This window comes from Phaeovulum molybdatiresistens (assembly GCF_023544865.1).
In the GTDB taxonomy this organism is placed as follows: Bacteria; Pseudomonadota; Alphaproteobacteria; order Rhodobacterales; family Rhodobacteraceae; genus Pontitalea.
This window is the reverse complement of record NZ_JAMJFX010000002.1, coordinates 175,301-198,268: the sequence shown is the minus strand read 5'-3', so window position 1 is coordinate 198,268 and position 22,968 is coordinate 175,301. Positions and strand designations below refer to the sequence as shown.

The following is a 22,968-nucleotide window of genomic DNA, read 5'->3' as shown; positions in this document are numbered from 1 at the left end:
TAAACGAATCTTCAGGTTCTGCAGCGATGGTCCGGTGGAACGGGCGGATGCCCGGTGAACACTGACCCGATTCCGCATCCGCGGCATCGCCGGAGACCGGACCATGGACTTTCTGCACAGATTCAAGATCAAGATCACCCTGCCGCTGATGCTTGTGGCGATTTCCGCCCTGGCCATGACGAAAATGGGGATATCGTCTTACACCGACGCGCGCGGCCTGCTTATGCATGAGGCTGAAACCCGTCTTCACAGCGCGCTTGAGGCGCGTCATGACGAACTTGAAACCTGGACCGCGCAGGTGATGGCGCTGGTGCGCACCGGCGCCACAGACGAATCGGTTATCGGTGCCTTGCAGGAATTCGGCGCGGTCTGGTCGCGGCTTGGGGCCGATCCTGCATCGACGCTGCAAAAGGTCTTTGTTGCCGACAATCCGCATCCCGAAGACAGCCGCCAGCGGCTTGTGGGGTCGCCTCAGAAGCCGGACTATTCCCTGCCGCATCGCCAGTATCACCCGGGCTTCGTCACCCAGATGGAACAGTTCGGGTTCAGCGACATCTATCTGGTCGATGGCGCGGGCAATGTGGTCTATTCCGCGCGCAAGAAGGCCGATTTCGCGGTGAACCTGCAAAGCGGCCCCTGGGCCGCGGGTGCGCTTGCGGGCGCGGTGACGGCGGCAATGGCGCCCGGCGTGCAGGATCCGGTCGGGTCCCCTTTCGTTGCGTATGAAACCGCTGGCGCGGGACATTACAGCTTTGTCGCGGCACCCGTGCGCGCGGGCGGTCGGGTGCTGGGGGCGATCGTCTATCAGCTTTCCGCAGCCTCGATTGATGCGATGATGGCGCATGGCCATGGCCTTGGCGAAACCGGTCAAAGCTATCTTGTGACGGATCAGAACACCATCCTCAGCGATCAGCAGGGCGCCGCCCCCGCAGGGGCCGCTGCCCGCCGGGTTGATGCGTCCTTTGTCGCGATGGCCCTGCAGGGACAGGATGGCATCGAACAGCAAACCGGCCTGTCGGGCACCCTGGCCGAGGTGGCCTATACCCCCGTCGATCTGTTCGGCCATCGCTATGCCCTTGCGTTTGAACAGTCTGTCGATGAGGTGGTTCAGCCCGCGCGCGCGCTTGGCCAGATGATGTTGTTCGATGCGTCCTGGATGATGGCAGTCCTGGCTGCCTTGTCCTGGCTTTACGCCCGGTCCGTATCGGCGCCGCTGGCCCGGCTGCAATCCGCGGTGCAGAAGATTGCCGGACGGGATTATGATCTGACGGTGCCCGGCCTTGCCCGCGGCGATGAGGTGGGCGAAATCGCGCGCGCCTTGCAGGACTGCCGCGATACGCTTGCTGCGGCCGATCTGGCGCAAGCCGATCTGGTGATGAAAGGATCGGCGCTGGAACGCGGCAGTTTGGGCGTCATGATGATGGATCTCGATTTCACCATCACCTATGTCAACCCGGCCCTGAAAGCGATCTTCGTCAACCGTCTGAAAGATCTGCAGGGCCACAAGTCCGATTTCGACCCGGAACGGGTCGTGGGGCGGTCGATGGATGATTTCCACGCCGTTCCCGCGCATCAACGCGGGATCATGAACCGCCCCGGCGCCTTCCCCTTCCATACCGAAATCGCCGTGGGCGATTGCCGACTGTCGCTTGACGTGAATGAGGTGGTGATGCCCGGCAAAGGGCGCATCGGCTTCATGGTGGAATGGCGCGACGTGACCGAGCAACGGCTGAACCGCGCCCTGTTCGGGGCAATCGAATCCACGCAGATGGTCTGTAACTTTGACACGGATCTGCGCCTGTTCAGCGCCAACAGCGTCTTTCATCGGGTGCTCGCCACCTCGATGTCCGAGGTGACGGGACGGCGCCTGCCCGAAATCATTTCCTGTGAGGATGGCGATTGCGGGGATATCCTGTCGCGGCGCGAACCGCTGATCGGGCGCTTCACGCTGCGTCTGGGCAACGATCGCGAGGCGGTGGCCGACGGCAGCCTGACGCCCGTGCGCGATGACAAGGGTCGGGTGATGCGGGTGTCACTGATCGCGAAGGATATCACTGAAGACCATCGCGAGCTGCGCGCATCCGAACGGCGCAATGCCGCGATGATCGAGGCCCAGCGCGCGGTGGTCGAAACCTTGGGTATCTCGCTCAACCGCCTGTCCGACGGCGATCTGAGCGCACGTATCGATGCGTCATTCCCGCCCGAATATGAAAAGCTGCGCGCCGATTTCAACGCCGCGATCGAGACCTTGTCGCGCGCGATCCGCGTCGTGATTGAAAACGCCGGGGCGATCGAAGGTGAGGCGCAGGAAATTTCCAACGCCGCCGAGGATCTCAGCCGGCGCACCGAGAAGCAGGCGGCGACCCTTGAACAGACCGCCGCCGCGCTGGACGAACTGACCTCGTCCGTCTCTTCAGCCGCAACGGGCGTGGCCGAGGCGAACCGCGTTGTCACCGAAGCGCGCACAAGTGCGGAAACCTCAGGCCAGGTCGTGCAGCAGGCCGTTGCCGCCATGGGCGAGATCGAGCAATCGTCCCAAAAGATCTCTCGCATTATCAGCGTGATCGATGACATCGCCTTCCAGACCAACCTGCTGGCGCTCAACGCCGGGGTCGAGGCTGCGCGGGCGGGCGAAGCCGGCAGGGGCTTCGCGGTCGTCGCCTCGGAGGTGCGCGGCCTTGCCCAGCGCTCGTCCGAAGCGGCGCGGGAAATCGACGCGCTTATCTCGGCGTCCTCGGGCCATGTCCGCCGCGGCGTCGATCTTGTCGGCGAAACCGGCCGGGCGCTTGACGGCATCCTGGCGTCGGTGAACGACATCGCGGCGCGCGTGTCGGAAATCGCCGCTTCGTCGCAGGAACAATCGGCGGGCCTAGCCGAGATCAATATCGCGGTGAACCAGTTGGATCAGGTGACCCAGCAGAACGCAGCGATGTTCGAACAGACCACCGCCGCCAGCCATTCGCTCAGCCGGGGGGCGCAATCGCTGACCGCGACCATGGCGCAATTTCGCACGGCGCAGGCGGCCGCGCCGGTTGATCTTGATACCGCGCGCTTCCGGTCGGCCCGGGTGCCGCGTCCGGTGGCCGCTACCCCACGCGTGGCGGCACCGCTGACACAGGCGACCGCCCCGGCGGTGCGCGCCACGGAAGACGACTGGGAAGATTTCTGAAAGGCGCACAGGCATGGAGCCCGCAGCAAACAGCCCCTCGGCGCGCCCGATCCGGGTTCTGATCGTCGACGATTCCAATACCATTCGGACCTTGATCCGGCAGGTTCTGGCGCAGGATTCCCGGCTGATGGTGGTTGGCGAAGCCAACGATCCCTATGAAGCGCGCGAGAAGATCAAGATCCTGCATCCCGATGTGTTGACGCTGGATGTCGAGATGCCGCGGATGAACGGTCTTGAATTCCTGGAAAAGCTGATGCGGTTGCGACCGATGGCTGTAGTGATGATTTCATCCCTTACGCAAAAGGGCGCGCGCGCGGCGCTTGAGGCGCTCTCGCTCGGGGCGGTGGATTGTATTGGAAAGCCTGTTGCGGGTGGATTGCGTGAGGCGTTCCGCGGCCTTGGCGACATGCTGGTCATGGCTGCTGGCGCACGGTTGCGCCATCGTGCGCCTCAGGCGCGGATCCGCCCCAGCGCGGGTTTTGACTGGAACGGGCGCTATGTGTTGATCGGATCGTCGACCGGCGGGGTCGAAGCGCTGGAAACGCTTCTGGCGGGCTATCCTGCGAACTGTCCCCCGACGTTGATCACCCAGCACATGCCCGAGGGCTTTCTGGCGAGTTTCGCACAGCGCCTGGCCGGGCGGATCGCCCCGCAGCTGCAGCTCGCAACCGATGGCGCGCCGCTGCGTCAGGGCCAGGTCTATCTTGCCCCCGGCGGGGACAGCCATCTGCTTGTGACGCCGGGCGACCGGCCCGCCTGCCGGCTTTGGGTTGGGGAAAAGCGTAGCGGCCACCGACCATCGGTTGATGCGCTGTTCGAATCTGCCCTGCCGCATGCGCCCCGGGTCGTCGCGGCGCTGCTAACCGGGATGGGGCGCGACGGGGCCGAGGCCATGGGGCGTCTGCGCCAAGGCGGGGCGCAATGTCTGGCACAGGATGAGGCAAGCTCGGTCGTTTTCGGCATGCCGCGGGCGGCGCTGGAATCGGGTGCGGCCCAGGCTGCCGTTCCGCTGTCGCGCATGGCCGGCGAAATCCTGAAACTATGTGCCCGTCCGGACCGGATGCGGGTTGGGGCGGGGCGATGACGGACATGGATCAAAGGATTGGTGGCCCGCGCAATGTGCCGCGGCGGATCCGCCACATCGGGCAAGGCGAATATGCGGTTGGCACAGGCGATGGCGGTGCGATTTCCACGATCCTGGGATCCTGTGTCGCCACCTGCCTGCATGATCCGCGAGCTGGTCTTGGGGGGATGAATCATTTCCTGCTGCCTGAGGGCAATGGCAGCCGGATCCAGGCGGCAAGCTTTGGCGTTCATGCGATGGAACTTTTGATCAATGCGCTGATCAAGCAGGGGGCGGCGCGGGGCCGGCTGCAGGCGAAGGTGTTCGGCGGTGCGCGGATGATCGCGGGTCTGTCCGACATCGGCCAGAACAACGCGGCCTTCGTGCTGGAGTTTCTGCGCCGCGAAGGCATTGCTTGTGTCGCCCAAAGTCTGGGCGGAACGTCGGCGCGGCGGGTGGAATTCTGGCCCGAAAGCGGCCGCGCCCGCCAGCGTCAGCTGCGCGAAGCGAATGTTGCGGAGAAGATCCCCCTACCGGTGGCTGGCAACGATGTCGAATTGTTCTGACAGGTAGCGCTTGGCGCGCCAGCCCCGGGCCCATGCCCCGCCGGAAAGCCACGCGGTGCTGGCGGCGGGGTATCAAGACGCAGGTCAGATCGGGTCAAACGCGTGGGGGGCAAACTTGGCCCGTCCCCCAGGGCCCTTGCGCTTAACCTTGCCGGACCAGCTTTTTCACAAGCACATAGAAGGCTGGCACCATGAAGATCGCCAGCACGGTCGAGGCCACCATCCCCCCCAGAACGCCGATGCCGATCGCGCGCTGTGCGGCCGCGCCCGCCCCCGTCGCGATGGCCAGTGGCAGCACCCCCAGCGCGAAGGCGAAAGAGGTCATCAGGATTGGACGCAGCCGCATCTGGGCCGCGCGGCGCGCGGCTTGGGCCGCGGGCAGGCCGCCCAGGCGCAGGCTTTCGGCGAATTCCACGATCAGGATCGCGTTGCGCGCCGCAAGGCCGATGGTCGCCAGCAGGCCCACCTTGAAATAGACATCGTTCGATTGCCCGAAGGTCCAGGCCGCCACCAGCGCGCCCAGAACACCGACCGGCACCGCCAGCATCACCGAGAATGGCACGGACCAGCTTTCATACAGGGCCGCCAGGCACAGGAAAACCACCAGTGCCGACATCGCGAACATCAGCGGCGCCTGATTGCCAGCCTGTTGTTCCTGATAGGAAATTCCGGTCCATGCCAGGCCATATCCGCCGGGCAGCCCGGCCACGATCTCGGCGATCCGGGCCATCGCCTCGCCGGTGCTGACGCCCTCGGCCGGCGAGCCCGAGATTTCCAGCCCCCTTGTGCCACCAAAGCGGTTCAGCGTAGGGGAATTCTGTTCCCAGACCAGATTGATGAACGAGGTGAAGGGCACCATTTCGCCGCTGCGGTTGCGCGCGAACCATCCCAGAATGTCTTCGGGCTGCATCCGCCAGTCGGCCGCGCCCTGCACGACCACCGGCCGCAGGTCGACGCCGAGCGCGAATTCATTGACCTCGCGCCCGGAAAAGATGACCGGCAGCATCGCATTGACCTCGGACACCGAAAGCCCCATGGCGCGGGCCTTCTGCTGGTCGATGTCCAGCTTCAGCGCCGGGCGCTGGGTGCGTTCATGGCCGTTGAAGCCGGTGGCAAAGCCCGCCTCGGTCGCCTGCGCCACCATCGCCTGGGCGGCCGATTCCAGTTCGGCCTGGCCGCGCGCGCCCTGGTCGATCAGAAAGAAGGAAAAGCCCGCATTGCGCCCCAGCCCCTGGATCGCGGGCGGCTGCATGAAGGTGATGTTGCCCGCCCGGTGCCCGCGAAAGCGCGCATTGCCCGTCTGCGCCAGCATCGCCGCGCTGCGTCCGGGTCGCGCCGAGAAATCCTTGAGCCGCACGAAGATCTGCGCGATGTTCTGAGCGCCCCCGCCAAAGCCCGACCCCAGCGCCAGGAAGGCGGTTTCGACGACCTCGGCCTGATCGTTCAGCAGCCAGTCGCGCACCTCTTCGGCGACGGCGGTGGTCTGCGCGATGGTGGACCCTTCGGACAGGCGCAGCTGCACCATCAGCCCGCCCTGATCCTCTTGCGGGACGAAGGACGAAGGCAGGATGCGGAACATCCCGCCCGCGCCGATGGCGATGGCTAGCAGCAGCACGAACATCCGCAAAGGCCGGCGCAGGGTGACGCCCACCACCTTGCCATAGCCCAGCGTGGCGCGGTCCAGGTTGCGGTTGAACCAGCGCGCGGGCGCTGTATTGCCACCATGGCGGCGCGGGCGCAGCAGGCTTGCGCACATCGCCGGCGTCAAGATCAGCGCCACCCCCAGCGACAGCAGCATCGCCGCGATGATGGTCACGGAAAACTGCCGGTAGATCACCCCGGTCGATCCCGGCATGAAGGCCATCGGCAGGAACACCGCGGACAGCACCAGCACGATCCCGATCAGCGCGGGGGTGATTTCGCGCATGGATTTGCGCGTCGCCTCACGCGGATCCAGCCCCTCTTCCTCCATCACGCGTTCGACATTTTCCACCACCACGATCGCGTCATCGACCAGAAGGCCGATCGCCAGCACCAGCGCGAACATGGTCAGCGTGTTGATCGACAGGCCAAAGGCCGCCAGCACCCCGAAGGTGCCCAAAAGCACGACCGGCACGGCGATGGTGGGGATGATCGTCGCGCGCCAGCTTTGCAGGAAGACCAGGATCACCAGAAAGACCAGCCCGACCGCTTCCAGCATCGTGGCATAGACCTTGCCGATCGAGGCCTCGATGAAGGGCGAGATGTCATAGGGCAGGGCGACCTCGACGCCCTCGGGCAGGGCGGGGGCGATGCGGTCCAGCGTCTCGCGCACGCGCCGGGCGGTTTCCACCGCATTGGCGCCGGTCGCCAGGCTGACGGAAAAGCCCGCGGCATTGGCCCCGTTCAGTTCCGCGCTGCGGCCATAGGTTTCGGTGCCGATCTCGATATCGGCGACATCGGACAGATAGACGGTGCCGCCCTCATCCTCGGTGCGCAGGATGATGCGTTCGAATTCGCCGACCGAGGCCAGCTGGCTTTGCGCCGACAGCGCCACCGACAATTGCTGCCCCGGCACCACCGGCTGGCTGCCCAGCGAGCCGACGCTGACGGTGGAATTCTGTTCCGCGATGGCCTGGGTCACATCGGCGGGCGTGATCTGGTAGCGCGCAAGCCGCAGCGGATCGAGCCAGACCCGCATTGCATAACCCGACGAAAAACTGTCGACCGAACCGACCCCTTCGGTGCGCAGCACCGCATCCTCGATCAGCTGGCCGGTCAGATCGCCCAGCGCCTGCGTGTCATAGCGCCCGTCGCGCGACACCAGCGCCCCCACCAGAAGCGTCGACGACCCCGTCCGGCTGACCGACAGGCCGCGCTGGCGCACGCTTTCGGGCAGGGCATTCTCGATCAGCTGCAGCTTGTTCTGCACCTGGATCTGCGCCGCATCGGGCTCGATGTCATCGGCAAAGACCAGCGAGACGAAGGACCGCCCCGTCGCAGACGAGGTCGAGGTCATGTACAACAGGCCATCCAGCCCGGTCATGCCGTCCTCGATCACCGAGGTGACCGAGTTTTCCACCACCTCGGCCGAGGCGCCGCTATAGGTGGCGCTGACGCGCACGGTGGTGGGGGCAATGTCGGGATATTGCTCGATCGGCAGGGTCGACAGGCCCCAGACGCCGAACAGCATGGTGATGATGGCGATCACCCAGGCAAAGACCGGGCGCGAGATGAAGAACTGCGCCATGGTTCAGTTGACCTTGCGGGCGGCTTCGGGTTGGGCCTGTGCGGGTTGGTCCGCGTCGGGGGGCAGATCGCGCACCACGCCGCTGGCATCGATCGCAACCGGGACGGTGGTCACCGGCGCGCCATCGCGCAGCCGCGCCAGCCCGTCTATCACCACCACATCGCCCGCCGACGCCCCCGCCCGGATGATCCAGGCGTTGTCATGCGTGCCCGCTTCGACCAGCACCCGCTTGCGCGCCACACCGTCTTCGACGAGAAACGCAGTCAGGCTGCCATCGGGGGCGCGTTCAGTGGCGCGCTGCGGCACCAGAACCGTGCGCGTCTCGCCCAGGGACAGATCGCCGCGCAGGAACATGCCGGGCAGGATGCGCGCATCGGGGTTGGGCACGCTGAAGCGCAGCACCCGCGTGGCCGTGGTGGTCGAGACCGTCGGCCCCGGCGAGACAAGCGTGCCGGCATGGTCATAGGGCGCGCCGGTTTCCAGCGTCAGGCGCAGATCGGGCGCGCGCGGGGTGATCTCGCCCGCGGCAATGCTGGCTTCAAGGCGCAGGCGGGCCACCGTGGGTTCGGTCACATCCACATAGATCGGGTCGATCTGCACCAGATCGGCCAGAGCCGCGGCCTGATTGGCGGTGACGACATCGCCAACCGCGGCCAGCGGCACGCCGATCACGCCGCCCACCGGCGCGGTGATCGTGGTCCAGGACAGCTGCGCCTCGGCCAGGCGCAGGTCGGCCTCGGCCTTGGCCACATCGGCGCGCGCCTTCAACGCCTCGGCCTCGGCATTGTCCAGCGCCGAGCGGCTGGCGGCGGCGGTGGCGGCCAGCGTGCGGGCGCGGTCAAAGGCGGTTTCGGCCACCGGCAGCGCGGCGCGCGCGCGTTCCAGCGCGGCCCGGGCCGAGGCGAGCGCCGCCTCATGCTGCACGGGGTCGATGCGGAACAGCGGCGTGCCGGGTTCGACCCGGGTGCCGGGGGTGAACAGGATTTCGGTGATCGCGCCGCCCACGCGCGGGCGGATCACCGTGGCATTGGGCGACACGGCGCGGCCGGGCAGGGTGGTGCTGACCGGCACCACCGCCTCTTGCAGGACCATCACGCCCACCTCGGTCGGGCGGGGCGTGCCCTGCCCTTGGCCCTGACCCTGGCCCTGACCCGGGCGCTGCGATTGCTGGGCGGGCGCGGGCAGGGCAAAGGCCCCGGCCAGCGCGGCGCCGAACAGGGTGGCGGTCGCAGCGGCACGCGCAAGGCGGCGGGTGGCTTGGGCAAGGCGGATGGGCATCGGGGTTTTCCGGGTCCTCTTGTCGGTTCTTTGGTCGCAGGGCGCGCGCTGCGGGCGCAGCAGACAGGGTTGATACGCGCCTGTCCAGTGGTTCCGTCGCGGGGCGGCGGGCCGCATGCTCACTTTTCCGGGGTCAGCCGCAACAGGCGCGCGCGCGGGCCGTCTTCCAGGACATAGACCGCGCCCGCGGCATCGGCGGCCACGTCGCGGATGCGCGTGCCAAGGGGCAGGCGTTCCACCTCTTGCGCGCGGGCGGGCGTGTCCGCCGGGGACTGGCCATCGGACAGGTGCACCCGCACCAGCGCTTCGGCCCGCAGACCGCCGATCAGCGCCGATCCGCGCCAGTCGGGAAAGGCCGCGCCGTCATAGATGATCATGCCTGCGGGCGCGATCACCGGGGTCCAGTGCAGCACGGGCGCCACCACATCGGCGCGGCTGTCATGGCCGGGGATCGGCCAGCCGGAATAATGCCGCCCCTCGGACACGGCAGGCCAGCCGTAGTTGGCGCCCGGCGTGATCAGGTTAAGTTCATCCCCGCCGCGCGGGCCCATCTCATGCGACCAGAGCCGGCCTGCGGCGTCAAAGGCCAGGCCATAGGGGTTGCGGTGACCATGGCTCCAGACGGCGGGGGCCTCGGGGAAGGGGTTGCCGGGCGCGGGGCGGCCTTGGGCGGTCAGGCGCAGGATCTTGCCGCGGGCATCGTCCAGCACCTGCGCGGGATCGCCCAGCTGCCGGTCGCCACTGGTCAGGAACAGATGGCCATCGGGGCCAAAGGCGATGATCGCGCCGGGGTGGCCGCGCCCGCCCGACGGGTCCGCGCGCCACAGCGTCTCAAACCCCTCAAGGCGCGGCGGGCTGGCGGCGCGATCCAGCCGCCCGCGTCCCAGATGCAGCGCGCCGCCATCGTCCCCCGCGACCCAGGTCAGATAGACCAGCCCCGATTGCGCGAAATCGGGGGCAAGAGCCACATCATGCAGCCCCGTCTGCCCCGCCGCGCGCACCGCAGGCACGCCCGCCACGCGGCGCCGGTCACCCTCGGCGTCGACCAGCACCAGCTGGCCCGCCTTTTCGGTGACCAGAAAGCCGCCCCCCGGCAGGGGCGCGACCGCGCAAGGCGCCTCGAAGACCGCGACCGTTTCCGTCGCGATCCGCGTCGTCTGGGCGCTGGCCGGGGGGGCAACTGCTGCGATCAGGGCAAGCGCGCAGATCCAGGCGGGGCGTTTCATCGGCATCCTTTCCTTTGGCAGGGCACGGGCTGCCCCAAAGCTAGGGCAGCGCGCGGCATTGGCCACCGTTTTGCGGCCCGCGACGATCCATCCCCGGATTTCCGCCGGTGGGCTTTTCGTTTCGGTAGACCTTTGTATACCGTTCCGGTATAGAGCCCCCAGAAGCAAGGAGGCATGGATACCATGGCTGAAGTGAACACCCCCGACATCATCTATACCAAGGTTGACGAAGCGCCAGAGCTGGCCTCTGCATCGCTTCTGCCGATCATCCGCAGCTTTGCCGCCGCCGCCGGTGTCAGCGTCGGCACGCGCGACATTTCGCTGGCCGGGCGCATCATCGCCGCCTTCCCCGAACAGCTGACCGAGGCGCAGCGCCAGTCCGACGATCTGGCCGAACTGGGCAAGCTGGTGACCACGCCCGAGGCCAATGTGATCAAGCTGCCCAACATCTCGGCCTCGGTGCCGCAGCTGGTGGCGGCGGTCAAGGAACTGCAGGCACAGGGCTATGCCATCCCCGACTACCCCGAGGCCCCCGCGACCGAGGCGGAAAAGGAAATCCGCGCCCGGTTCGACGCGATCAAGGGCTCGGCCGTGAACCCGGTCCTGCGCGAGGGCAATTCCGACCGCCGCGCCGCGGTGGCGGTGAAGAACTTTGCCAAGGCCAACCCCCATTCGATGGGCACCTGGTCCAAGGACAGCAAGACCCGCGTGGCGACCATGGCTGCGGGCGATTTCTTCGCGAATGAAAAATCCGCGACCCTTTCCGCCGCGCAGGCCGGTGCCGTGCGCATCGAACTGGTCGGCAAGGACGGTTCGGTCACGGTTCTGAAAGACGGCGTGAAATTCCCCGAAGGCGCGGTGGTCGATGCGACCTACCTGTCGGCGCGCGCGCTGGATGCCTTCCTGGCCGAACAGATCGAGGCGACCAAGGCCGAGGGCACGCTGTTCTCGCTGCACATGAAGGCCACGATGATGAAGGTCTCCGACCCGATCATCTTTGGCCATGCGGTGCGCGTCTTCCTGGCGCCGGTGTTCGAGAAATTCGGCGACAAGCTGGCCGCCGCGGGCGTGAACCCGAATTCGGGCCTGGGCGATGTGCTGGCCCGCGTGGCCCAGATGCCCGAAAAGGCCGAGATCGAGGCCGAGATCGAAAAGGTCATGGCCGCGCGCCCGCCGATGTACATGGTGAATTCCGACAAGGGCATCACCAACCTGCATGTGCCCTCGGACGTGATCATCGACGCCTCGATGCCCGCGCTGATCCGTGCGGGCGGCAAGGGTTGGGGCCCGGATGGCAAGGAACATGACACCAACTGCGTGATCCCCGACAGTTCCTATGCGACCGTCTATGACGAGACGATCCGCTATTTCAAGGAAACCGGCGCGCTGGACCCGCGCACCTCGGGCACCGTGCAGAACATCGGCCTGATGGCGCAGAAGGCCGAGGAATACGGCAGCCACCCGACCACCTTTGAAATCCCCCAGGACGGCACCGTGCGCATGGTGCTGGCCAATGGCGAGGTGCTGCATTCCCATGCGGTCGAGGCGGGCGACATCTGGCGTTCGGCCTCGGCGCGCAAGGCCCCGATCGAGGATTGGGTGAAGCTGGCCATCGACCGCCAGCGCGCCGAAGGCTGCCAGGCGATCTTCTGGCTGGATGCGAACCGCGCCCATGATGCCGAGCTGATCAACTACGTGAAGCCCATCCTGCAAGCCGCTGGTGTTGCGGATAAATTCCAGATCCTTGCCCCGCGTGAAGCGACCCGCCTGACGCTGGAAACCATCCGCAAGGGGGAAAATTCCATCGCCATCACCGGCAACGTGCTGCGCGACTATCTGACCGACCTGTTCCCGATCCTGGAACTGGGCACCTCGGCCAAGATGCTGTCGATCGTCAAGCTGATGCAGGGCGGCGGCATGTTCGAAACCGGCGCGGGTGGCTCGGCGCCCAAGCATGTGCAGCAGTTGATGGAAGAAAACCACCTTCGCTGGGACAGCCTTGGCGAATTCTGCGCGCTGGGGGAAAGCCTGAAGTTCCTGGCCGATGCGCGCGGCAATGAAAAGGCGCGCGTGCTGGGCGAGGCGGTGGATCTGGCCACGCAAGGCATCCTGGATGACAACCGCTCGCCCGGGCGCAAGGCCGGTCAGCCCGACAACCGCGACAGCCATTATTGGTTCGCGCGCTACTGGGCCGAGGCGCTGGCCGCGCAGGGCAAGGACACCGCCCTGGCCGCGCATTTCGCGCCGATCGCCAAGGCCCTGGCCGCGGATGAGGCCAAGATCCTGGCCGAACTGCATGAAGGCCGTGGCAAGCCGGTGGATATGGGCGGCTATTACCACGCCGATCCGGCCAAGGTGGCGGCGGTGATGCGTCCCTCGGTCACGCTGAACGCCATCATCGGCTAAGGCGCAACGGCGCAAGACTTGGCGGGGCGCGGGGGAAACCCTGCGCCTTTCCTTTTGGGCGGGCAGGAAAGCCTTGGCTTTCGCGCCGTCCCGGCGGAACATGGGGCCTGCGCAGCGTGCAAAAGGATCCGCCATGACCCAACCGATCAGCAGCTTTCCCGTTCCCGATCTTGCCAGCCTGCCCGAGGATATCCGCGCCCGGATCGCACAGGTGCAGGAAAAATCCGGCTTCATCCCCAATGTCTTTCTGGCGCTGGCGCATCGGCCCGATGAATTCCGCGCCTTCTTTGCCATGCATGACGCGCTGATGGACAAGCCCGGCGGCCTGACCAAGGCGGACCGCGAGATGATCGTGGTCGTCACCAGCGCCGCCAATCAGTGCCAGTATTGCGTGATCGCCCATGGCGCCATCCTGCGCATCCGGGCCAAGGATCCGCTGATCGCCGATCAGGTGGCGGTGAATTACCACAAGGCCGACATCACCGCGCGCCAGCGCGCGATGCTGGATTATGCGATGAAGGTCTGCCAGCGCGCGCAGGATATTTCGCCCGCCGACCGCGCCGCGCTGGAGGCGCAGGGCTGTGACGCCGAGGATATCTGGGACATCGGCGCCATCGCCGCCTTCTTCGGCATGTCGAACCGGATCGCCAACATGGCCTCGCTGCGCCCCAATGATGAATTCTACAGCCTCGGGCGGGGGTGACAAAACCTAAGGCGAAACATCAGGTTTGGCGCGCAAGCTGCGGATATAGCTACATTTCCGACTTTGCCAGCGCCCCCAGCTCTTCGATCGCGATGCCGCGTTGGGCAGCCGCCTCCAACACCGCTTTCTGCACCCGGCGGCTGCGTTTCAGCAGCCGCAGGAAGCGGTCCTGATCCAGTGTCAGCAACATGCAGGGCGTGATCGCGCGCACCTCGGCGCGGCGCGCGCGCCGCATCAGGATCGCCATCTGGCCGAACATCTCACCCCGGCCCAGACGCAGGGTCTGGTTCGCGGTCTTCAACTCGACCGCGCCCGAGGCGATGAAATAGACCGTCCGCCCGGGGCTGTCCTTGCGCAGGATCAGCTCGCCCGCGCGGACGTAGCGCGCGCGCAGCTGCCGGCACAGCCGCGTCAGCACCGCATCGTCCAGATCGGCAAACAGCGGCAGCGCGCGCGCCAGTTCGCGTTTCTGCATGGCCAGGTCCAGCGGCGGGCGGCGGTCCAGTTCGGCGCGCCGCGCCGCCATGTCCTGGGTCAGCGCGGTGTAAAGTTCCGCTCCGATCAGCCCGTCGTCATGCATCGATTCGTATTCGCGTTCCTCCATCCGCAGCGCGGTGCGGCGGATGAAGCCGCGTTCCAGTTCCTCGGCATAGCCCGGATATTGCAGCCGTAGCCCGTCCAGCGCCTTGTCCACCTCATTCAGGCGCCGGTCGAGCATCTCATGCAGCAGATCGGCCACGCGCCGGCCGTGGATGCGCCGGATGCGCGCGTCGATGAAGCCGTGCAGATCGCGCAGGATCAGCCGCTGCGTCAGCAGGATTTCCAGCCGGTCGGCCATCAGCCGTCCCAATGGCGCCGAAATCCGCAGCCGGTTGTGCAGGACCACCGCCGCGCGAAAGCTGCGCCCGTCATGGCCCAGACTGCGCCGCGCGCCGGCCTGATAGCCGCTGCGCCCGCCCGCGCGCGCCGCCTCGATCAGGCGGTCGGCATCCGACAGGATGCGTTCGGCCAGCCGCGCCGAAATCCCCCGTTCGCGCAGCCGGGCCAGGATCAGGTCGCGTTCCGCCCCCGCCAGCGCGATCAGGCCCAGTGTGATGCGGTCGCGGTCCTGCAGCTCGGTGCTGTCCTCGGCGGCCTTGACCGCGCGGTCCAGCCGTTCGCCAAAGCGCTTGGCCTCGGACCGCACCGTCTCACGCGTCAGTTCGTAATTCTCTGATGCGCGCGCCACCTCTTCGCGTACGGTCTGCAACGCCACCGCGATCACCTGTTTGGACAGCGCGGCATCCAGCGGCGACAGCCGGTCCAGCCCCAGCCGCCCGATCACCCAGCGCAGGCTGGACCCCTGCACGATCAGCGTGAACAGCGTGAAGGATGTGGCAAGGATCCCGACCATCCGGCGGATGTCGGCCGGGATCAGCAGGCTTTCGGTCACCGACAGCGCCAGCGCCAGAGTCACCGCCCCGCGCAAGCCCCCCCACAGGATCGCGATCCGGTAGGGCCGCTCGACCGGCGGCGACAGGCGCAGCGCGCTCAACACCGGCAAAAGCCCGAACAGGATCACCGCGCGCGCCGCGACCGCCGCCCCCAGCACCACCAGCGTCAGCCCCAGATCGGTCCAGGTGACCCCGTCCAGCATCCGCGGGATCAGCAGCGCCGCCAGCACGAAGATCAGCGCCCCCGCCCAATGCGCCAGCACGTTCCAGATATCGCGCAAGAAGGTCCAGGCCGCGGGGGCCAGCTTGCCCGGCGCCAGGTAGTTCAGCGTCATCCCCGCCGCCACCACCGCGATCACGCCCGACACCGCCAACACCTGTTCGGCCAGGATATAGGCAAGATAGGGCAGCGCCACCGAGGCCGAGACCTGCGCCAGCGGGAAACGTTCAAACAGCCACATGATCCGCAGCCCGACCCGCGCCAGCGCCCAGCCGACCAGCACCCCCCCCACGATCAGCACCGGAAACTGCCCCAGCGCGCCCGACAGGGTGGGATCGGGCGTGCCGCGGCGCACGAAGGCGGCAAAGACGCCGAACAGCGCAATGGCGGCGGCATCGTTCAGCAGGCTTTCGCCCTCGATGATCCGGCTCAGCCTGCGCGGCGCGGCCAGCGAACGGAAGATCGTCACCACCGCCGAAGGGTCCGTGGTCGACACGATCGCCCCCAGCATCAGGCAGGCCATCAGCGGCAGCGTCGAAACCCCGGCCAGCGCATAGCCCACCGCCAGCGTGGCCACCACCACCGCCAGCACCGCCATCACCAGGATCGGCACCCAGTCGTCCAGCATCCGGCGCAGGTTCATTTCCAGCGTGGCCTGAAAGATCAGGGTGGGCAGAAAGACATATAGGAAGACGTTCGACCGGATCGGCAGGCCCAGAATCGCCTCGGCCACCGGGTTCAGCGCATCGGTCAGATCGGTGCGCAGGAAGAAGGCGGCGGCAATGCCGATCAGGATGCCAAGGGCTGCCAGCAACACGGTAAAGGGCAGCCGCAACCGCGCGGCCAGCGGCTCGGCCGCGCCGATCACAAGAAACAGCGATGCAAAAATCGCGAGGAAAACCACAATGTCCATTCTGTTGATATTACAGACTTTGCCGCCCTGCGGAATGGGATCTGGCGGGGGGATTCGATTTCGTGATCGTTTCGGCGCGGGGCCGGGTCCTGGGGCTGGCCATGACCGGGCAGCGGCCCTAGGTTGCGCTGACAGGTGCGATTGGTCTGACGCGATTGGCAGGGGGTGCAGATGGACGGGGCAGGGGTTGCAGGCAAGGCGGCGGTGCAGGACACGGTGGCCGCGGCCTTTGCCGCGCAGCGCGCCGGGGCCGAGGCGCGACGCGCCAGCTTTGATCTGGCCGCACGCCGGGCGGCGCTGGCGCGGTTGCGCGATGCGGTGATCGCCTTTCAGCCGCGGATCATCCAGGCCCTGGCGCAGGATTTCGCCAAGCCAAAGGCCGAGGTGATCCTGACCGAGATCCTGCCCCTGTTGCAGGAAATCCGCCATGCCCGCCGAAATCTGCGGCGCTGGATGCGCCCGCGCCGGGTGGCGCCGACGCTGGCCACCTTCGGCACCCGCGCGCTGATCCGCCCCGAACCGCGCGGCACCTGCCTGATCATCGCGCCGTGGAACTATCCGTTTCAACTGGCGCTGGGGCCGCTTGTCTCGGCGCTGGCGGCGGGCAACAGCGCGATCGTGAAGCCCTCGGAACTGACGCCGGCCACCTCGGCGCTGATCGCCGAACTGGTGCGCGATTGCTTTCCCCCCGATCTGGTCCATGTGGTCGAGGGCGGCAAGGATGTGGCCGAGGCCGCGCTGGCCTTGCCCTTCGATCACATCTTCTTCACCGGCAGCGCCGAGGTGGGCCGACTGGTGATGGCGGCTGCCGCGCGCCACCTCGCCTCGGTCACGCTGGAACTGGGGGGCAAGTCGCCCGTCGTCATCGGCCCGGGCGCCGATCTGGCCCGCGCCGCGCGCTGGGTCGCCTGGGGCAAGTTCGCCAATGCCGGGCAGACCTGCATCGCCCCCGATCACGTGCTGGTCCATGACAGCATCCGCCCCGCCTTTGTCGCCGCCCTGCGCGCCGAAATCGCGCGGGCCTATGGCGCCGATCCGCTGGCCAGCCCCGATCTGGCCGCGATCGTCACCGACCGCCATGCCGCGCGGCTGCGCGATCTGCTGGCCGGGGCGCTGGCGGGCGGGGCGCGGCTGTTGACGGGGGGCGATCCGGCGGCGGCGCAGGGCCGGCGGCTGGCGCCGACGCTGATTGAGGCCGTCACCCCCGAAATGGCGATCGAGCAGCAGGAAATCTTTGGCCCGATCCTGCCGATCATCGGCTTTTCCGACCCGGGCGCGGTGATCGCGCGGATCAATGCCGGTCCGAAGCCGCTGGCGCTTTATATCTTTGACCGCGACCGGGGCTTTGCGCGGCGGATCATCACCGAAACCTCATCGGGGGCGGTGGGCGTGAACCTGACCATGCTGCACTATTCCCATGCCGGGCTGCCTTTTGGCGGTATCGGCATGTCGGGGCAGGGGCCGGCGCATGGGCATTGGGGCTTTCGCGCCTTCAGCCATGAAAAGCCGGTGCTTGAAAACCGCTTTTCGGCATTGCCCTGGCTGTTTCCGCCCTATCGCGGGCACCGCGCGGCGCTGATTGCCGCGGCGCGCCGGCTGCTGGGTTAGGCCCGGGCCCTTCAGCGCCGCAGCCTCGGGCCCAGCGCGCGCTTGACCGCCTCAAGCGCCAGAAAGCCCAGCGCCGCCGCCCCGGCGACCCGCGCCAGATCGGCCGCCCCCGGCAAGGCAAAGCCAAAGATCGCGGCGGCGGGCGGCCACAGCAGGATCGGCGCCAGCACCAGCGCCACCGCGACCGGCACCAGCGCCAGCGCCCGGTTCGGCCGCACCAGCGCCCCCCAGGGCGAGGCGCTGTAGGACCGGTTCACATAGATCAGCCCCAGCACCGCGCCGACCAGCGCCAGGAACGTGAGCGTGCGCAGATCCGCCAGGCCCAGGCCCCGGCCCAGCGCCTCGAAATAGACCGCCGCCACCACGGCAAAGGCCACCAGCCCCTGGATCAGCCCCCAGCCCAGCATCGCGGGCGAAAACAGCGATGCCGATGGCGGGCGCGGGGGGCGGCGCATGGTATCGTCTTCCTCGGGCTCGGCCTCGAAGACCAGCGCGCAGACCGGGTCGATCAGCAGTTCCATCAGCGCGATATGCAGCGGGCCAAAGACGATCGGCGTGCCCAACAGCAAGGGCATCAGCGCCAGCCCCGCAATGGGCACATGCACCGCCACGATGAAGCCCATCGCCTTGCGCAGGTTGTCATAGATCCGTCGGCCCAGACGCACCGCCCGCACGATGGATGAAAAATCGTCGTCCAGCAGCACGATCCCCGCCGCCTCGCGCGCGACATCGGTGCCGCGCCCGCCCATCGCAATGCCGATATGCGCGGCCTTCAGCGCGGGCGCGTCATTGACCCCGTCGCCGGTCATCGCCACCACCTCGCCGCGCGCCTTCAGCGCGGTGACAAGGCGCAGCTTCTGGTCGGGCAGGACGCGGGCAAAGATCGCGGTGTCGGCCAGCGCCTGCGCCAGCCGGTCATCGTCCAGCGCGTCGATCTGCGCCCCGGTCATCACCGCACCCGCGGGCAGGCCCGCCTTGGCGGCAATGGCGCGCGCGGTCACCGGATAATCGCCGGTGATCATCACCACGCGGATGCCCGCCTGCTGACATTCGCGCACCGCTTGCGGGACGCTGTCGCGCAGCGGGTCGGCCAGGCCCGCCAGCCCCACCAGCCAGAAGTCCAGCGCCTCGGGCGCGTCGGGCAGCGTTGGGCCCGGCGCCTCGGCCCGCGCAAGGCCCAGCACGCGCAGCCCATCGCCCGCCATCCGGTTGGTTTCGGCGCGCAGCCATTGCGCCGTTTCCGGGTCCGCCCGGCACAGCGTTGCGATCGCCTCGGGCGCGCCCTTGGCGGCGGCGATCAGGCCCGGGCCGGTGTCGGTCCAGATCTGGGTCACCGCCAGCAGATCGTCGCGCAGGCCAAAGCTGCGCGCCAGCTGCAGCGCCTGCCCATCCGCGCCGGTGGCCGTGATCCCGCGCTCGCCGGCCAGCGCGTGGAAGGCCGCATCCATCGGATCGACCGGATGGGGCGCGCTGGCCAGCAGGCCGGTGCGCAGCGCCTGATCCCCATCCGCGCCGGGGGCGGGGCAAAGCCGCGCCACCATCATGCGGTTTTGCGTCAGCGTGCCGGTCTTGTCGGTGCACAGCACCGTCGCCGCGCCCAGCGCCTCGATCGAGGCGGCGCGGCGCGTCAGCACCCGCGCGCGTGAAATGCGCCAGGCGCCCATCGCCATGAAGACCGTCAGCACGACGGGGAATTCCTCGGGCAGCATCGCCATGCCCAGCGCTATCCCGGCCAGCGCGGCCTGCAGCCAATCGCCGTGCAGGCTGCCGTAAAGCAGCACCACCGCGATCGAAACGGTGCCGCCAAAGACCCCCGCCAGCCGCACCAGCCGCGCGGTCTGGGCGCGCAGGCGGGGCGGTTCGCTGTCCAGCGTGGCCAGCGAATGGCCGATGCGCCCGATGGCGCTGGCCGCGCCCGTGGCGGTGACGCGGGCAATCCCCGCCCCGCGCACCACCATCGCGCCGGAAAACACCATCGCCAGATCCTCGCCCCCCGGTGTGGCGCAGGGCGGCTCATCCGGCGGGGCGGCGCGCTTGCGCACGGGCACGGATTCGCCGGTCAGCAGCGATTCATCGGCGCTCAGCCCTTCGGCCTGCAACAGTTGCGCATCGGCGGGGATGCGGTCGCCCTCGGCCAGGATCAGAAGATCGCCGCGCACCACCTCGCGCCCCGGAATGCGCAGCCGTTCGCCCCCCCGCAGCACCAACGCGCGCGGCGAGGACAGATCGCGCAGCGCCTCAAGCACGCGCTCGGTGCGGCTTTCCTGCACCGCGGTGATCGTGACCGACAGCGTGGCCACGACCAGCAGGATCAGCGCCTCATGCAGATCGCCAAAGATCAGGTAGACGATGGCCGCCAGCACCAGCAGCAACAGCATCGGTTCGCGCAGCACCTCGGCCAGGATGCGCAGGCCCGATCGGCGGCGTGCGCGCGGCAGTTCGTTGGGGCCCTCGGCCGCCAGCCGGGCGGCGGCCTCTGCCAAGCCAAGGCCGGTTGGCACATCTGCCATCAGATCAATGCCCCCGACGGGGGCGCGCCTTGCGGGCCTGCGAACCGTGCCGGTGCGTCTTGCCGGGCGGTGGGGCGCCCTCGGCCTCCATCGCGCGGCGCAGGCGGCGGATCAGAACGGCGCGGGCCTTTTCATCGGGCTCGGCCGCAAGTGCCGCGTTGATGTCCAGGATCAGGCCGGACACATCGTTGTGCCAATCCAGCCGCGCGACATCGGCGGGGTCGATGCGCGGCGGGGCGGCGCCGGCCAGCCGCACCGCGCCGCCATCGGTCAGCCTGAAGCTGTCATCCAGTGAAGGCTGCAGCAACTGGTCGGGCGCGATCATGCCCGTCAGCCGCGCGGCCATGCCATCAATCGCCTCGGGCTCGCCATGCACCAGAAAGACCTGATGTGCGACGGGCAGCCGCGCACGCACCCAGGCCGCCAGTTCCGGCCCGTCGGCATGGCCCGAATAAAGGTCGATCGCGCGGATGCGGGCGCGCACGGCATAATCCTCGCCCTGAATGCGCACGGCGCGCGCGCCATCTTGCATGATGCGCCCCAGCGTGCCGGTGGCCTGATAGCCGCACAGCAGCACCGTCGCCTCATCGCGCCAGATCCAGTTTTTCAGCCGGTGGCGGATGCGGCCCGCCTCGCACATGCCAGAGGCGGCGATGACGATGTGGAAATGGCGCAGGTTGTCCAGCGCCTTGCTTTGTTCCAGCGTCTCGGTGAAGTGGATCTGCCGCGCCTCCAGCGCCTGTATCAGGGCAGAGCCGCCTTCCAGATCGGCGGCGTGCTGGGCAAAGATCGCCGTGGCGCGGGTGGCGAGCGGCGAATCCACATGCACGGGGATCTTCGGCAGCGCGCCTTCGGCCATCAGCTGCGCCAGATCGGTGATCAGTTCCTGCGCGCGTTCCACCGCGAAGGACGGGATCAGCAGCGCGCCATGCGGATGCATCGCGGCGCGCACCTCTTCGCACAGCACCGCGCGGCGGCGCGCGGCGGTGGCATCCTCGCGGTCGGTATCGCCATAGGTGCTTTCGACGATCAGGTAATCGACGCCCGCGGGCCCCTCGGGATCGGGGTGCAGCAATTTGTAATCCGGGCCGATATCGGCGGAAAACAAAAGCCGCAGGGGGGGCTGGTCGGGGTCACGGGCGATTTCCACCTCGACCGAGCTTGACCCGAGCATGTGGCCCGCGTTCCAGAACCGCGCCCGCAGCCCCGGGATCACCGCGAACCACCGGTCATAGTCCTGCGGCTGAAACAGCGCCAGGCAGCGTTCGGCATCCTCGCCCGTATAAATCGGGCTGACGGGCGCGCGGCCGCGGCGCAGGTTGCGCCGGTTCAGCTGTTCGACCTCGAATTCCTGGATATGGGCGCTGTCGGGCAGCATGACCGAGCACAGATCGCGCGTGGCCTCGGTGGCGTGGATCGCGCCGCGAAACGCCTCGCGCACCAGTTTCGGCAAAAGCCCCGAATGGTCGATATGCGCATGGCTGAGGATCACCGCGTCGATTGACGAGGCGGGGAAGGGAAAGGGGCGGTAGTTCAGTTCCTTTTCGGTCTTGGCGCCCTGGAACAGGCCGCAGTCGATCAGCACCGTGCCGCCCGCCGTCTTCAGGCGAAAGCACGACCCCGTGACGCAATGGGCCGCGCCATGAAAGCTCAGTTCCGGGTCCTGCATGGGCGGTCCTTTCTGTCGTCTGCGGGGCCAGCTTAGTCGGCGCCGCTGGCGGGGGGAAGCGTCTGGTTGTGGCGCAGCAGCTGGCCTTCACGGGCGCGCAGGGCCTCGGTCAGAAAGGCGATCACGGCGCGTTCGCGCGGGATCTGGCGCAGGTCGCGGTGGCAGGTCAGCCAGTAGCTGCGGGTCAGGGCCACCTGATCGGGCAGCACCAGATGCAGATCGGCGCAGTCGCGCGCGATGTAATCGGGCAGAACACACAGGCCCAGCCCGTTACGCGCCGCCGCCAGCTGGTTGAAGATGCTGGAACTTTTGATCCAGGGCCGGATCGCGGGATGAACCTCGCCCAGGTAATCCAGCCCGGGGGCAAAGATCATTTCGGGGATATAGCCGATGAAGGTCTGCCCGCGCAGGTCATCGCGCGTCTCGATCGGGGGGCGGGCGTCCAGATAGGACCGCGCGCCATAGATGTGCAGGCTGTAATCGACGATGCGTTCGGACCGGTAGGGCCCGGCCTTGGCCGGATCCAGCGTGACCGAAATATCGGCCTCGCGCCGCGACAGCGCCAGCACCTGCGTCAGCGTGATCAGTTCCAGTGAAATACGCGGGAAGCGGCGGGTGAAATCGGGCAGCATGTCGTGGCTGAAGAAACTGCCAAAGCCCTCGGGCACGGCCAGCCGCAGCGTGCCGCCCTGGGCAAAGGCGGCCTCGGCCAGATCGGCGCCCAGCCGCGCGGCCTCGGCCTCCATCCGTTCGGCGGTTTCCACCAGCCGCCGGCCCGCGCCGGTCAGGACATAGCCGCGCGGGTTGCGTTCAAACAGCCGCAGCTTCAGCGCGCCTTCCAGCCGGTCGACCCGGCGCGACACCGTCACATGCGAACTGCCCAGCACGCGGGCGGCGCGCGACAACTGCCCCTCGCGCGCAAGGGCCAGAAAGACCTGCAGATCGTCCCAGTCGAAATCCGCCATCCGCGCCTGT

General features: G+C 67.9%; 13 protein-coding genes. 6 read left to right on the top strand and 7 right to left on the bottom strand.

The genetic code is table 11. The annotated features are described in order from the left end of the window. The first annotated feature begins 103 nt into the window (after positions 1 to 103). The 3 genes from MXB90_RS03280 to MXB90_RS03270 are packed head-to-tail and all read left to right on the top strand — an operon-like array spanning position 104 to position 4,798. Positions 104 to 3,169, top strand: coding sequence for a methyl-accepting chemotaxis protein (locus tag MXB90_RS03280; protein WP_250041012.1), 3,066 nt, complete (start codon positions 104 to 106; stop codon positions 3,167 to 3,169). Positions 3,170 to 3,182: 13 nt separating this feature from the next. Next, positions 3,183 to 4,253: a protein-glutamate methylesterase/protein-glutamine glutaminase gene (locus MXB90_RS03275; RefSeq protein ID WP_250041010.1), complete on the top strand. Its 1,071-nt coding sequence runs from the start codon at positions 3,183 to 3,185 to the stop codon at positions 4,251 to 4,253. Continuing rightward, a complete protein-coding gene (locus tag MXB90_RS03270; protein WP_250041008.1) occupies positions 4,250 to 4,798 on the top strand; it encodes a chemotaxis protein CheD in 549 nt (182 codons plus the stop codon). Before MXB90_RS03275 ends, MXB90_RS03270 begins: the two co-directional genes overlap by 4 nt. A gap of 142 nt (positions 4,799 to 4,940) precedes the next feature. On the opposite strand, the gene MXB90_RS03265 is transcribed toward MXB90_RS03270, so the two are convergent. The 3 genes from MXB90_RS03265 to MXB90_RS03255 all read right to left on the bottom strand — a co-directional run bounded on the left by MXB90_RS03265 (position 4,941) and on the right by MXB90_RS03255 (position 10,531). Next, positions 4,941 to 8,027 carry an efflux RND transporter permease subunit gene (locus tag MXB90_RS03265; protein ID WP_250041001.1) on the bottom strand — a complete coding sequence of 1,029 codons (3,087 nt, stop codon included), beginning with the start codon at positions 8,025 to 8,027 and terminating at the stop codon, positions 4,941 to 4,943. Between the two features lie 3 nt (positions 8,028 to 8,030). Then, positions 8,031 to 9,305, bottom strand: coding sequence for an efflux RND transporter periplasmic adaptor subunit (locus tag MXB90_RS03260; protein ID WP_250041000.1), 1,275 nt, complete (start codon positions 9,303 to 9,305; stop codon positions 8,031 to 8,033). A 119-nt stretch (positions 9,306 to 9,424) separates the two neighbouring features. After that, entirely contained in the window at positions 9,425 to 10,531 is a 1,107-nt protein-coding gene (locus MXB90_RS03255; protein ID WP_250040999.1) for a PQQ-dependent sugar dehydrogenase, read from the bottom strand. Positions 10,532 to 10,714: 183 nt separating this feature from the next. On the opposite strand from MXB90_RS03255, the gene MXB90_RS03250 reads away from it, so the two are divergent. Both MXB90_RS03250 and MXB90_RS03245 read left to right on the top strand, forming a co-directional pair. Next, complete coding sequence (locus tag MXB90_RS03250; protein ID WP_250040998.1) at positions 10,715 to 12,937, top strand: NADP-dependent isocitrate dehydrogenase; 2,223 nt, start codon at positions 10,715 to 10,717, stop codon at positions 12,935 to 12,937. A 133-nt stretch (positions 12,938 to 13,070) separates the two neighbouring features. Further along, positions 13,071 to 13,640 (top strand): peroxidase-related enzyme, encoded by a 570-nt coding sequence (locus MXB90_RS03245; RefSeq protein ID WP_250040997.1) that lies wholly within the window; start codon positions 13,071 to 13,073, stop codon positions 13,638 to 13,640. Between the two features lie 49 nt (positions 13,641 to 13,689). Here MXB90_RS03245 and MXB90_RS03240 read toward each other — a convergent pair whose 3' ends face one another. After that, positions 13,690 to 16,206, bottom strand: a complete 2,517-nt coding sequence (locus MXB90_RS03240) for a cation:proton antiporter (RefSeq protein WP_250040996.1) — start codon at positions 16,204 to 16,206, stop codon at positions 13,690 to 13,692. Between the two features lie 171 nt (positions 16,207 to 16,377). Between MXB90_RS03240 and MXB90_RS03235 the strand changes: the two genes are divergently transcribed. After that, on the top strand, positions 16,378 to 17,814 hold the full coding sequence (locus MXB90_RS03235) for an aldehyde dehydrogenase family protein (RefSeq protein WP_250040994.1): 1,437 nt from the start codon (positions 16,378 to 16,380) through the stop codon (positions 17,812 to 17,814). An 11-nt stretch (positions 17,815 to 17,825) separates the two neighbouring features. On the opposite strand, the gene MXB90_RS03230 is transcribed toward MXB90_RS03235, so the two are convergent. Genes MXB90_RS03230 through MXB90_RS03220 form a run of 3 tightly spaced genes read right to left on the bottom strand, consistent with a single transcriptional unit; the run spans position 17,826 to position 22,958 of the window. Beyond that, positions 17,826 to 20,324: a cation-translocating P-type ATPase gene (locus MXB90_RS03230; protein WP_250040992.1), complete on the bottom strand. Its 2,499-nt coding sequence runs from the start codon at positions 20,322 to 20,324 to the stop codon at positions 17,826 to 17,828. Positions 20,325 to 20,328: 4 nt separating this feature from the next. After that, positions 20,329 to 21,993, bottom strand: coding sequence for an MBL fold metallo-hydrolase RNA specificity domain-containing protein (locus MXB90_RS03225; protein WP_250040990.1), 1,665 nt, complete (start codon positions 21,991 to 21,993; stop codon positions 20,329 to 20,331). A 32-nt stretch (positions 21,994 to 22,025) separates the two neighbouring features. Next, on the bottom strand, positions 22,026 to 22,958 hold the full coding sequence (locus MXB90_RS03220) for a LysR family transcriptional regulator (RefSeq protein WP_250040988.1): 933 nt from the start codon (positions 22,956 to 22,958) through the stop codon (positions 22,026 to 22,028). Positions 22,959 to 22,968 lie beyond the last annotated feature (10 nt).

Coding starts and splice junctions, on each gene's coding strand:
- MXB90_RS03280 (WP_250041012.1), top strand. CDS start 104: ATGGACTTTCTGCACAGATTCAAGATCAAGATCACCCTGCCGCTGATG.
- MXB90_RS03275 (WP_250041010.1), top strand. CDS start 3,183: ATGGAGCCCGCAGCAAACAGCCCCTCGGCGCGCCCGATCCGGGTTCTG.
- MXB90_RS03270 (WP_250041008.1), top strand. CDS start 4,250: ATGACGGACATGGATCAAAGGATTGGTGGCCCGCGCAATGTGCCGCGG.
- MXB90_RS03265 (WP_250041001.1), bottom strand. CDS start 8,027: ATGGCGCAGTTCTTCATCTCGCGCCCGGTCTTTGCCTGGGTGATCGCC.
- MXB90_RS03260 (WP_250041000.1), bottom strand. CDS start 9,305: ATGCCCATCCGCCTTGCCCAAGCCACCCGCCGCCTTGCGCGTGCCGCT.
- MXB90_RS03255 (WP_250040999.1), bottom strand. CDS start 10,531: ATGAAACGCCCCGCCTGGATCTGCGCGCTTGCCCTGATCGCAGCAGTT.
- MXB90_RS03250 (WP_250040998.1), top strand. CDS start 10,715: ATGGCTGAAGTGAACACCCCCGACATCATCTATACCAAGGTTGACGAA.
- MXB90_RS03245 (WP_250040997.1), top strand. CDS start 13,071: ATGACCCAACCGATCAGCAGCTTTCCCGTTCCCGATCTTGCCAGCCTG.
- MXB90_RS03240 (WP_250040996.1), bottom strand. CDS start 16,206: ATGGACATTGTGGTTTTCCTCGCGATTTTTGCATCGCTGTTTCTTGTG.
- MXB90_RS03235 (WP_250040994.1), top strand. CDS start 16,378: ATGGACGGGGCAGGGGTTGCAGGCAAGGCGGCGGTGCAGGACACGGTG.
- MXB90_RS03230 (WP_250040992.1), bottom strand. CDS start 20,324: ATGGCAGATGTGCCAACCGGCCTTGGCTTGGCAGAGGCCGCCGCCCGG.
- MXB90_RS03225 (WP_250040990.1), bottom strand. CDS start 21,993: ATGCAGGACCCGGAACTGAGCTTTCATGGCGCGGCCCATTGCGTCACG.
- MXB90_RS03220 (WP_250040988.1), bottom strand. CDS start 22,958: ATGGCGGATTTCGACTGGGACGATCTGCAGGTCTTTCTGGCCCTTGCG.